Annotated in this window: 10 protein-coding genes; 5 read left to right on the forward strand and 5 right to left on the reverse strand. The window is 74.6% G+C overall.

All coding sequences use genetic code 11. The annotated features are described in order from the left end of the window. Window positions 1–4: 4 nt before the first annotated feature. A complete protein-coding gene (locus tag LG396_RS17685) occupies window positions 5–697 on the reverse strand; it encodes a phosphotransferase (protein WP_225795468.1) in 693 nt (230 codons plus the stop codon). Window positions 698–779: 82 nt separating this feature from the next. Between LG396_RS17685 and LG396_RS17690 the strand changes: the two genes are divergently transcribed. Both LG396_RS17690 and LG396_RS17695 read left to right on the forward strand, forming a co-directional pair. Continuing rightward, window positions 780–1,622 carry an endonuclease/exonuclease/phosphatase family protein gene (locus tag LG396_RS17690; protein WP_018836379.1) on the forward strand — a complete coding sequence of 281 codons (843 nt, stop codon included), beginning with the start codon at window positions 780–782 and terminating at the stop codon, window positions 1,620–1,622. A gap of 166 nt (window positions 1,623–1,788) precedes the next feature. Next, complete coding sequence (locus tag LG396_RS17695; protein ID WP_026276252.1) at window positions 1,789–2,028, forward strand: DUF397 domain-containing protein; 240 nt, start codon at window positions 1,789–1,791, stop codon at window positions 2,026–2,028. 4 nt (window positions 2,029–2,032) lie between these two features. Here LG396_RS17695 and LG396_RS17700 read toward each other — a convergent pair whose 3' ends face one another. Together LG396_RS17700 and LG396_RS17705 are read right to left on the reverse strand one after the other, a co-directional pair. Further along, on the reverse strand, window positions 2,033–2,740 hold the full coding sequence (locus LG396_RS17700; protein WP_225795469.1) for a leucine-rich repeat domain-containing protein: 708 nt from the start codon (window positions 2,738–2,740) through the stop codon (window positions 2,033–2,035). An 8-nt stretch (window positions 2,741–2,748) separates the two neighbouring features. Beyond that, window positions 2,749–3,492, reverse strand: a complete 744-nt coding sequence (locus LG396_RS17705; protein WP_225795470.1) for a maleylpyruvate isomerase family mycothiol-dependent enzyme — start codon at window positions 3,490–3,492, stop codon at window positions 2,749–2,751. A 140-nt stretch (window positions 3,493–3,632) separates the two neighbouring features. Between LG396_RS17705 and LG396_RS17710 the strand changes: the two genes are divergently transcribed. Together LG396_RS17710 and LG396_RS17715 are read left to right on the forward strand one after the other, a co-directional pair. Continuing rightward, window positions 3,633–4,136, forward strand: a complete 504-nt coding sequence (locus LG396_RS17710) for a hypothetical protein (protein ID WP_018836383.1) — start codon at window positions 3,633–3,635, stop codon at window positions 4,134–4,136. A 96-nt stretch (window positions 4,137–4,232) separates the two neighbouring features. Further along, the gene (locus LG396_RS17715; protein WP_225795471.1) at window positions 4,233–6,581 is read left to right on the forward strand and encodes a glycoside hydrolase family 95 protein; all 2,349 of its coding nucleotides are present in this window, start codon (window positions 4,233–4,235) and stop codon (window positions 6,579–6,581) included. Here LG396_RS17715 and LG396_RS17720 read toward each other — a convergent pair. Together LG396_RS17720 and LG396_RS17725 are read right to left on the reverse strand one after the other, a co-directional pair. Next, window positions 6,566–8,509: an N-acetylmuramoyl-L-alanine amidase gene (locus tag LG396_RS17720; protein ID WP_225795472.1), complete on the reverse strand. Its 1,944-nt coding sequence runs from the start codon at window positions 8,507–8,509 to the stop codon at window positions 6,566–6,568. The two genes, LG396_RS17715 and LG396_RS17720, sit on opposite strands and share 16 nt — an antisense overlap. A 164-nt stretch (window positions 8,510–8,673) precedes the next feature. Next, on the reverse strand, window positions 8,674–9,795 hold the full coding sequence (locus tag LG396_RS17725; RefSeq protein ID WP_018837894.1) for an aminoglycoside phosphotransferase family protein: 1,122 nt from the start codon (window positions 9,793–9,795) through the stop codon (window positions 8,674–8,676). A gap of 313 nt (window positions 9,796–10,108) precedes the next feature. Between LG396_RS17725 and LG396_RS17730 the strand changes: the two genes are divergently transcribed. Continuing rightward, window positions 10,109–11,581 carry a DNA-binding protein NsdB gene (locus LG396_RS17730; protein ID WP_018837893.1) on the forward strand — a complete coding sequence of 491 codons (1,473 nt, stop codon included), beginning with the start codon at window positions 10,109–10,111 and terminating at the stop codon, window positions 11,579–11,581. Window positions 11,582–11,597: the final 16 nt, after the last annotated feature.

Consider the following 11,597-nt stretch of genomic DNA (forward strand, 5'->3'; position numbering starts at 1 on the left):
GACCCTATGCCCGCTCCGCCCCCGGGCCCGGTCGCCGCGCACCTGCGCCGGCGCCCAGCGCGTGCCGCAGCCGCCGCGCCTCGCCCGGCGTGAGGTTGCGGTCGGCCAGCCGGGCGGGGAGCGCGTGCGCGTAGCCGGGCGCGGGGTCCGTGCGTGTCGTGCGGAGCAGGGCGCGGAGCAGGACCCGCAGGCCGAGGGCCTCCGGCGGGCCGAGCTCGGCGCCGCGCAGTATGCACACCGCCATCGCCACGTCGCACGCGGGATCGCCCGCGGCGGCGTTGGTCCAGTCGATGAGGTACGGGCCGCGCGCGGTGAGGACCACGTTCTCCGGGTGCAGGTCGAGATGGAGCACCCGGTCGCCGCTCCCGGCGGCGGCGGAGGACGGCAGGAACTCCGGGGCGGGCACGGCGTGCAGCCTGTCGTGGAGCAGGCCGAGCGTCCGCCCGTACGCCGCCGCACGCCATGGGCGGCGGCGCAGCGCGGCCCGCATGGTCGGGCCTTCGAGGCGTTCGAGCACCTGGTCGGTGCCGTTCGCGTCGTGCACGTGCGGCACGGGGAAGCCCTGCCCGGCGAGGTACGCCATCAGCCGGGCCTCCGCCTCCGCGCCCGCCGGGCCACCGGGCCGGTAGCGGCGCAGGACCCGGCCGTCGCCCAGGGCGTACACGTCCGCGTCCCGTCCCCGCCCGATCAGCTCCATCCCCGCGACTCTCGCACATCATTCCGGGCCCGTAGAGATAGCCTCTGATCGGAAAGTCGGCCCGTGGTTGGGATACGAACGCATGATCCGCGTCATGACCTGGAATCTCTGGTGGCGCTTCGGGCCGTGGCAGGAGCGGAGCAAGGCCATCCTGCGCACCCTGCGCGAGGAACGCCCCGACGTCGTCGGGCTGCAGGAGGTCTGGGGCCAGGGCGGCGACAACCTCGCCGGGTGGCTCGCCAACGAGCTGGGCATGGACTGGGCCTGGGCGCCCTCGCCCGAGCCCGGGCGCTGGCAGCGGCGTATCGGCGACCCCGCGGTCGACGTCGGCAACGCGGTGCTGAGCCGCTGGCCGATCGCCGAGCAGGCGAGCGTCGTGCTGCCCGCCGGCGAGGAGGAACCCGACGGCCAGCAGGCGCTGTACGCGCGCGTGGCCGCGCCCGGCGGCGTGACGGTGCCGTTCTTCACCACGCACCTGATCTCCTATCCGCACGCCTCCGCCACCCGCTGCGCGCAGGTCACCGCGCTGGCCCGGTTCGTCCACGAGCGGCGCGGCGACGGGGACTTCCCGCCCGTGGTCACCGGCGACTTCAACGCCGAGCCCGACTCCGACGAGATGCGGCTGCTCGGCGGTACGAAGACGGCGCCGCCCGTACGCGGACAGGTGTTCCTCGACTCCTGGCGCTACGCCCACCCGACCGCGGTCGGCGCGACGTGGGACCTGGACAACCCGTACGCCGCGCGGACCCTGGAGTGGCACTCCCGGATCGACTACGTGCTGGTGGGTCCCCCCGGTCCGGAAGGGGAGGGGCACGTACGGGCGGTGCGGCGGGCCGGGAACGCGCCGGTCGACGGGGTGTGGGCGTCGGACCACTGCGCGGTCGTCGCGGACCTGGCCACCGAGGCCGGCGAACCGGCCGGCTGAACCACCCCGCAGAACCGCCCCCGGAACGGCCCCGCAGAACGGCCCCGCAGAACGGCCCCGCCCGGTGCCCCTATCACCTTTTCCGGTCCCTCTATCGTGGCCTGTTCCCTCGCCCGCCGTCGTGGATACCCTGGCTGCGGACGACGCTCACCGGGAGGAGCAGGACGTGGCCGAAAGCACCACTCAGCAGCCGGCGGCGGGCAGCGGGAAACCGCAGCTCGATCTGACAGGCGCCACGTGGCAGTCGAGCAGCCAGGGGGTGGGAGACGTCGAGATCGCGTTCGTGGAGGGGTACATCGCCATGCGCGACGGGCGCAACCCGGAAGGTCCCGCGCTGATCTTCACCCCGGGGGAGTGGCGTGCCTTCGTCCTCGGCGCCCGCGACGGCGAGTTCGACCTGACCTGACGCGCTACGCCAGCACGACGCAGCCCCGTTCGCGCAAGGCGGCGAGCGGGGCTTCGGTGCCTTCGACACCGTTCCAGCGCAGATCCAGCTTCTCGAGCGCGGGCAGGTGCGCCAGCCACGGCGGTACGCCGCGGATCGCGTTGGCCCGCAGGTCCAGGCGGCGCAGCAGCGGCAGCCCGGCCAGCACCGCGGGCACGGCCTCGAGCGCGTTCTCGCGCAACTCCAGCTCGCGCAGCGCGTGCAGCTCCGCCGTCGAGTCGGGCAGCCCCGTGAGCGCGTTGCCGCGCAGCCACAGCTCGCGCAACGACGACAACCGCCCCAGCGACTCCGGCAGTCGGGTCAGCCCGCAGTGCTGCGCGCGCAGCTCCTTCAGGCCCGCCATGGCGCCGAGTTCCCCGGGCAGGGCTTCGAGGGGGTTCTCGCCGACGTTGAGGTAGCCCAGCGCGTGCAGCCGGCCGAGCGCGGCGGGCAGCCGGGTCAGCCGGTTGTCGTGCAGGTACAGGCAGCGGGTCAGGGCGGGCAGGGACCCGACGGCCTCGGGCACCGCGGTGAGCGCGTTGTGCCCGAGGTCCAGGGTGTGCAGCCGGGTCAGGGCGGCGATGCCGTCCGGGACGTGCGTCAGCTCGTTCCCGGCCAGGACGAGTACGTCGGCGTCCGTCTCCCGCCACACCTCCGGCGGTACGGCCGTGAGGCCGGACCGCCAGAGGTTCACGACTCGGCTCACGGCCAGGGGCCCAGGTCGGGCAGCCGGCCGTCGAGCCTCTGGTGCGGCTGGCGGCCCGCCAGCCACGCGGCCAGGTCCGTGAGCCGGCCCCTGACCACCGGCCCGCGCCCCGTGGGGTCTTCGCCGCCGGCTCCCGGGCCGGCACTGCCGCCGGCCGCGCCGAACGTGTGCCGTACGGGCCCGTCCGATTCGACCAGCGTGAGTCCCGCGGGCGCGCGCGGCGCGAGGAAGTCGAAGAGGTGCAGGCACAGCTCGCGCGGCCAGGCCGCCGAGCAGGTCGCCAGATTGGCGTCCGCGGTGTGCACCTCCAGCTCGCGCCACCAGCAGTGCAGGGCGCCCCGCAGGTCGCCGTCGCGATAGCGCACCGGGCGTTCCCAGTCCGCGTCTCCCACCGACCCCCAGACGGCCTCCGCCTCCGCCAGGGTGGCCGTGACCGCCGCGGTCAACTCCGCGGCGCTCCGTACCGCACCGGCCTCGATGCCCGCGTCGCGGGCCGGCCGGCCGCCGTCGTACACCTCGATCAGCTCGCCTTTCAGGGCGTAGCGCGCCTGGCGCGTGAGCGCCCGGCCGATGCCTTCGATGTGCGACAGCACGTGCGCGCGTGTCCAGCCCGGCAGTCTGGACGATCCGCGCTCCCTTCCCTCGGTGAGCTCTGCCAGCGCGATGCGCAGCCGTTCGTGCCCGTCCAGCACGTACGCCCACACCTCCGGTCCCCGCAGCAAGCCCCCGGCTTCCGCCATCCGACCCCTCCTCTGTCGTTGACGGGGAGACACTACTCGCGTAGCAGCCGCGGTACGCCGCTTCCGGCAATGCCGGATCGGCCGCATGGCGGAGGCCGCCCCGGGGGCCGGTGCCGCCGCGGGACCCGTACGATTGGTCCATGGCATTTCTCCGCCGCCGCAGCAGCGCCGCCAAGCCCGCGGGCCCGGACTTCGACGTCCTGGCCATGGACCCGGGCGACTGGCCCGGCGACCTCGGCGCCGGCCTGCTGCCCGGGCCCGACGGGAGCTGCCAGGGGGTCTTCCTGCGGTACGACCTGTTCGGCGGCCGCGGCCCCGCGATGATCATCGGAAACCTGCCGGAGGGCTCGCCCGCGCGCGACGTGCCCGAGGGGCAGCCGCCCTTCGAGGTGGCGCAACTGCTGCTGGCGCTGGAGCACGAGGAGCCGGTGACCGTCACCGAGGTCGAGGACGCCCCCGTGATGCAGGGGGACAATCTGCTGATCGTGCGCCGCCTGAAGCTCTCCGAGAGCCGCGTCTCGTGCGTGCAGTTCGACCGCAGCGACAACGTGCTCGTCACCATCGCGGCGTGGGACCGGCCGATCTCCGAGGACCTCTACGCACTGCTCAAGCCGCTGCCCGCGGAGCTGTTCCAGCAGGGCTGAAATCCGCCCCCGCCCCGCCTCACGCCTCCTTCCGGCAACGTCCGGCGCTGCGTGATGTCTTGTCATGCAGTCATCGGACCTCTAGCGTGACGCGTCATGACTGAGGGGATCTCGCGAAGAACCACTGTCAAGTCCGCTATCGGCGCCGCAGGCGCGATAGCCATGGGACCGGCCGTCTTCTCTGGGGAGGCGTCCGCTTCCGAGTCCGTTGATACCTCCGATGAATTGAGCCTCTGGTACGACAAGCCCGCCGCCGACTGGGAGCGCGAGTCGCTTCCGGTGGGCAACGGGGCCCTGGGCGTCGGCGTGTTCGGCACGCTCGCCTCCGAGCAGCTCACGCTCAACGAGAAGACCCTGTGGACCGGCGGGCCCGGCTCCCCGGGCTACGACTTCGGCAACTGGACCGAGCCGCGGCCCGGCGCACTGGCCGCGGTGCAGGACCGGATCGACGCCGAGGGGCGGCTCGCCCCGGAGGCCGTCGCCGCGGAGCTGGGCCAGCCCAAGCACGGCTTCGGCGCCTACCAGGTGCTCGGCGACCTCCGGCTCGACCTGGCCGCGGCTCCCGGCGCCGCGGACGGCTCGTACCGCCGCGGACTCGACCTGCGGCGGGCGGTCGCCACCGTCGCGTACGAGCACGAGGGCGCCCGGCACCTGCGGGAGTTCTTCGTCTCGTACCCGGACTCGGTGGCCGTGGGCCGGCTGAGCGCGGACCGGCCGGGGCAGGTGTCGTTCACCCTGCGCTACACCTCGCCGCGCAACGACTTCCGGGCCACCGCGAGCGGCGACCGGCTGACGATCCGCGGCGCGCTGGAGGACAACGGGCTGGTCTTCGAGACGCAGATCCGCCTGCTCGCGGACGGCGGCACCGTCACGGCCGGGGACGGCACCCTGACCGTGAGCGGCGCCGACGCGGCCTGGTTCGTGCTGGCCGCCGGGACCGACTACGCCGACACCCACCCCGGCTACCGCGGCCCCGACCCGCACGAGCGGGTCGCGCGCGCCGTCGACCGGGCGGCCCGCTCGCCGTACGCCCACCTGGTGCGGCGCCATGTCGCCGACCACGGCGGGCTGTTCGACCGGGTCGCGCTCGACGTCGGCGGGCAGGTGCCGGACGTCCCGACGAGCGCGCTGCTGTCCGGGTACGGCGGCGGCTCGGCGGCGGACCGGGCGCTGGAGGAGTTGTTCTTCCAGTACGGCCGCTACCTGCTCATCGCCTCGTCCCGGGCCGGGTCGACTCCGGCGAACCTCCAGGGCGTGTGGAACAACGTCACCAACCCGCCGTGGAGCGCCGACTACCACGTCAACATCAACCTGCAGATGAACTACTGGCCCGCCGAGATCACCAACCTCGCCGAGACCACCGTCCCCTACGACGAGTTCGTCCAGGCGCTGCGCGCGCCCGGCCGGGTCAGCGCGCAGGAACTGTTCGGCAGCGCCGGGTGGGTCGTGCACAACGAGACCAACCCGTACGGCTTCACCGGCGTGCACAACTGGGCCACCGCCTTCTGGTTCCCCGAGGCGGCGGCCTGGCTGACGCAGCAGATGTACGAGCACTACCGCTTCGGCGGCTCGACGGACTACCTGCGCAGCACCGCGTATCCGGCGATGAAGGAGGCGGCCGAGTTCTGGCTCGCCAACCTGCGCACCGACCCCCGCGACGGCAAACTCGTCGTCACCCCCAGCTACTCGCCGGAACAGGGCGACTTCACCGCCGGGGCGTCGATGTCGCAGCAGATCGTGTACGACCTGTTCACCTCCACGCTCGAAGCCGCGCGCACCCTGGGCGGCGACCGGGCGTTCCGTGAGCGGCTGGAGGGGACGCTGCGGGACCTGGACCCGGGGCTGCGGATCGGGTCGTGGGGCCAGTTGCAGGAGTGGAAGGCGGACCTGGACGACCAGAACAACGACCACCGGCACGTCTCGCACCTCTTCGGCCTGCACCCGGGGCGGCAGATCGAGGTGGGCAGCCGGTGGGCCGAGGCGGCGAAGGTGTCGCTGACGGCGCGCGGTGACGGCGGCACGGGCTGGAGCAAGGCCTGGAAGATCAACTTCTGGGCCCGGCTCACCGACGGCGACCACGCGCACAAGATGTTGAGCGAGCAGTTGAAGTCCTCCACGCTGCCGAACCTGTGGGACACCCACCCGCCGTTCCAGATCGACGGCAACTTCGGCGCCACCTCCGGCATCGCGGAAATGCTCCTCCAGAGCCAGCACGGCCCGATCGAAGTACTGCCCGCCCTGCCGGACGCCTGGCCCTCGGGTTCCGTGAGGGGCCTGCGGGCACGCGGCGGCGCGACGCTCGACATCACATGGGCCGGCGGCCGGGCGACCCGGATCGTGCTGCACGCCGGCCGGACGCGGCGGCTGACGCTGCGCAGCGACCTGCTCCCCGGCGGGGAGGAGACCCTCGACGTGCGTGCGGGGCGGACCTACACGTTCGGCTGACCGCCGCTCCGGGGCCGCTCCACGGTCACGTCCGCCGCCTTCACGTACCCGATCCGGTGGCCCACCTGGATCTGGTGCCACAGGGTGCGGCCCCGGACCACGCGGCTCGCGGCGCCGGCCTCGTCGGTGGGGCCGGCGGCGTGGAAGTGCTCGCCGGGCAGCGTGTCGCCGACGACGTAGCGCTGTCCGGGGCGCAGTTCGTACGGCAGGGGCTCGGACCGCTCCGGCTCGACGCCCTCGGGGTACGCGGACGCCTCGGGCAGCGCGCGGCCGTACACCTGCACACGGTCGGCGCCGGGGCGCGGGGTGAGGGTGGCGCCGTCGTCCCCGATCGCCGTGGGGGCGGCGGCGGGGTTGTGGAACCACGCCTTGCGGCCCAGGTACCAGATCGCCGTCCAGTCGCCGCTGCGGCCGGCGACGGCGAACTGCTGGCCCGTCGAGGCGCGGGCTCCGGTGTCGTTGACGCCGGTGGACGAGGGGGCGGTGCCGTGCAGCCCGGGGTCGCGGACCAGCGGGGCGCCGGCCGCGGGGCGGGTGCGGAGGCGGACGGCGCCGGAGCCGTGCGGCGGGCAGGGGGCGGCGGCGTCCTTCGTGCAGGCGGTGTAGGCGGGGCGGTGGGAGGCGTAGTCGGGCCGGATCGTCACGATCCGGCCGTCGGTCTGCGCGGCGGGCTCCAGCGGGGCGCCGAGCAGGTCGAAGTAGTGCGCCCAGTCCCAGAACGGGCCGGGGTCGGTGTGCATGCCGGGGACGTGCTCCGGGTCGCGCGCGGGGACGTTGTCGTGGCCGATGATGTGGTGGCGGTTCAGCGGCACGTCGTAGTCGTGCGCCAACCGGCGCACCAGCCGCGCCGACGAGCGGTACATCGCCTCGGTGAACCAGGCGTCCGGGTCGGTCAGCCACGCCTCGTGCTCCAGGCCGATCGACTGCGCGTTGACCTGCCAGTTGCCCGCGTGCCAGGCCACGTCCGAGGTGCGTACGTGCTGGGCGACATGGCCGTCCGAGGAGCGCAGGGTGTAGTGCCAGGAGACGGATTCGGGGTCCTGCACGGCCTGCACGGAGCCGTCGTAGCCGCCCTCGGTGTCGTGCACGACGATGTAGCGGATGCGCTGGTCGTGGGGGCGGCGGGCCTTGTCGTGGTTGCCGTAGTCGGGCTTGCCGTCCTTCCCTTCGTACACCTCGTACGGAGCGGGCAGCCACTCGCAGGCCAGCTCGCGGGGGCACTCGGCCTCCGCGGGGGCGGCCCGGAGTCCGGCGGGGGCCGCGGCGGGGCGGGCGGCGGTGGCGCGTGCGGCGGTACGGGCGGTGCGTGCGGCAGCGGGGCGGGCGGCGGCGTCGGCCGGGAGCGTGACGGTCTCGCCCGAGTCCGTCGTACGGCGCGCGCCTGCGCGCAGCACCGCGTACACCTCGTCGGCGAACACCCGCGCCGTCGCCGCGTCGGGGGCCTGCGCGTACGCCGCCACGGCCGCGTACCACCCGGCGGCCCCGTCGTCCGGCCCTGCGCCCAGCCGGCGGCCGTGGTCGGCGAGGAGCGCGGCCCCGCCGCGCACGTTGGCGCCCGGATCCGTACGCAGCCGGGCCGCCGGGATCCCCGACAGCCGTGCCGCGCGCTGCACCGTCTGCGCACCCCGCCTGCCCGCCTTGCCGTGCCCGCCGTTTCCGCCCGCCGCCGTGCGCAGGTCCGTCAGGTGCATCGGCCCGTAGCCGCCCGCCACGCTCGGCGCCCCGCCGTGCGCGTCCCAGCGCGACTCCAGATACGCCACCCCCAGCAGCACACCCTCCGGTACCCCGTACTGCCGCGCCGCCGCCGCGAACGACTCCTGGAGCGACCCGGCCCCGGCACGCGCGCTGCCCGCCGCGGGCGAGCCCGCGGTGAGCAGCGGAAGCAGGACGGCGGTGGCGGCGGCGCAGCGCGCGAGGCGTCCTGGCACAGGGTCCTCCGAGGTGCGTGGGCGAACGATCACCCAGCAGTATCGGCAGACCTGACAGACCGTCAATCATTTGAGTGGCGAGTCGCCGCACGTCAGGCCGTTTGCGCGGAGCCGCGCGAGCGGGGCGGGGCGGCGGTGTCACGGGGGCCGCCGCCCCGCCTGGCTCACCGCGTTCCGACCGCCGCCCGCACCGCGCGGCGTGCCATCTGCACGTCGTCGTGGAGCCGCCGCAGCAGCAGCCGGTGCTCCTCCCCGGCGGTCATCCCGCTGTGCACGCCGACCGGCGGCGCCGGATCCCTCATCGCCCGCTGCACGGCGGCCTCGTACGTACGGACCTCCCGGACCAGTACGAGCATCAGGTTGACCAGGAACCCGTCCCGGTGAACCGTTCCGCCTGCCTGGGCGAGCTGGCTGATCTGCCTGCGCGCGGGCGAGCCCTCGCCCAGCACGGCCCAGAGCGTCGCCAGGTCGTACCCGGGGAGGTACCAGCCGGCCTGCTCCCAGTCGACGAGGACCGGGCCCGCGGGGGAGAGCAGGACGTTCGACAGCAGCGCGTCGCCGTGGCAGAACTGCAGGTTCCCGGGACCGATGCCGTGCAGCAGTGTCTGCAGGTCGCCCATGTCGCGGTCGGTGAGCAGGCCCAGCTCGTGGTAGCGGCCGAGCTGCGTCCCGTAGTCCAGCGGCACGCCGAACGCGCCCACGGGGGGCCGCCACATCCCGATCCGCACCAGCGCCGCGAGCGTCGCGCGCACGTCGGCGTGCGGCGGGACCTCCAGCGGGTGGCGCTGGAGCGCCGCGGCGCGGCCGGGGGTGCGTTCGATGACGAGCGTGCAGCTCTCCGGGTCGGCGGCGATGAGCCGCGGCACCCGCACGGGCGGGCGGGCCCGGACGAACGTGCGGTAAGCAGCTATTTCCTGCTGCAGCTTCTCCACCCGCGCGGCCGACTGGTCGACCAGGCACTTCGCCACCGCCGTGGTCCGGCCCGCGGAGCCGACCAGCAGTACCGTGCGGCTGCTGCGGCGCAGCACCTGCACGGGGTGGAAGTCGGGGACCACGCGGTGCACCGAGTCGACGGCCGCGCGCAGCAGCGCCCCCTGCGGGCCGGTCAGGTCGAGCCGGCCGCTGACGGGGCGGCGTGCGGTGGCGGGAAGCTGCCGCAGGCGTGCGCCGGCGGCCGGTGCGCGGCCCGGGTCGAGGAACGGCGCGCCGCCGGCCGCGGTCCGGTGCGGGGCCGGCGGGCGTACCGTACGGACGGGTGCGGATGCGGATGCCGATGCTGCGTACATGGGCGAGACAGATCCCTTCAGGCACGGGCCGGTTGCGCGCCGCCGCGGGCCGCCGCGCGCTGCCGTACCCTTCCTGGTCACTCGTCCGGGTGACCGGCTGGGGGTCCGGTCCCCGGCCGTTGAGCCCGGGAAATGCGGGTGGGCAGTGCGGTTGGCATGTGCCCCGGGTGTCGGGGCCGGTTGGCGCAGTCATAGCCCACACCGCTATACGGGTGGCACACCATCTGGCGCACCCTGGCGAACCCTGGCGAATGCTCGCCGGGCCCTGGGCCCGTCGGTACTGTCAAGTGAGCCGAGACCCTGGGGGCTTGTTGTGAGCAAGGGACCCAACACCAGGCTCGCCGACCTGTTCGGGATGACCGGCTGGTCGAAGGGCGAGCTGGCGAGGCTGGTCAATCGGCAGGCGGCGGCCACCGGCCACCCCCAGCTCTCGACCGACACCTCGCGGGTGCGGCGCTGGATCGAGACGGGCGAGATCCCGCGCGAGCCGGTGCCCAAGGTGCTGGCGGTCCTGTTCACCGAGCGACTCGGCCGTGTCGTGACCACCGAGGACCTCGGGTTCGAACGGGCCGCAGGGCCCGGGCGGGTCAGGCGGCAGTCCGATGACGCACTGCCCTGGGCACCCGAGCGGACGGCCGAGGTCCTCACCGAATTCACGGGAATGGACCTCATGCTCAATCGACGCGGCCTGGTGGGCGCGGGAACGGCGCTCGCGGCCGGCTCCGCCCTGACCAGTTCCCTGCACGAATGGCTGCACTCCGACCCCGCCGCCCCGGGCGCCGCCGCCGGGAGCGCCCCCCTCCACGCCGAACCCGCGCGCTACGGCAGGTACGAGGCGACGCCGGTCGGCGCCCAGGAAGTCGAGGCGCTGGAACGTTCCGTCGAGGTGTTCCGCGCCTGGGACGCCGAGCGCGGCGGCGGCCTCCAGCGCAAGGCCGTGGTCGGCCAGCTGAACGAGGTCGGCGGCATGCTCGCGTACCGGCACCCCGAACCGCTGCAGAGCCGGCTGTGGGGCGTCGCGGCGAACCTCGCCGTGCTGGCCGGCTGGATGTCGCACGACGTGGGCCTGGAGCCCACCGCCCAGCGGTACTTCGTCATCGCGGCGCACGCCGCGCGCGAGGGCGGCGACCGGCCGCGCGCCGCCGAGGCGCTGTCCCGCGCCGCGCGGCAGATGATCCACCTGGGCCGGCCGGACGACGCGCTGGAGCTGGTCGGGCTGGCCAAGTCCGGGACGGGGCCCGCCACCCACGCGCGTGCGCGCTCGATGCTCGCCACCATCGAGGCCTGGGCGCAGGCGGCGAAGGGCCGGACGGGCGCGGTGCAGCGCACGCTGGGGGAGGCCGAGGAGCTGTTCGCGCGCGACGGGGCGGACCTGGCGGCGCCCACCTGGATGCAGCTCTTCGACGAGGCCGACCTGCACGGGATGCAGGCGCTGGCGTACCGCACGCTCGCCGAACACGACCCGGCCGCGGCCTCCCGCGCCCGCGAGCACGGGGAACTGGCCCTCGCCAAGCGGCCGGAGGGGCGCCAGCGCTCCCAGATCCTCGACTACGTGTCCCTGGCCGCGGTCGGCTTCCTCGCCGGCGACCCGGACCGGGGCGAGAGGTACACCCGGCTCGCGCTGGAGCGCATCGGCGAGAACTCCTCGCACCGCACCTGGGACCGGCTACGGCAGACGTACCGGCTGACCGCGCCGTACGCGGACGACCCCGCGGTCAAGGCGCTGCGCGAGGAGGCCGCGGACACCCTGGCGAGGGCGCCCAAGGGGCGCACGAGCGCCATCTGACGGCAGCTCCCTCGGG

It is taken from the genome of Streptomyces aculeolatus (assembly GCF_020400605.1).
Lineage (GTDB): Bacteria > Actinomycetota > Actinomycetes > Streptomycetales > Streptomycetaceae > Streptomyces > Streptomyces aculeolatus.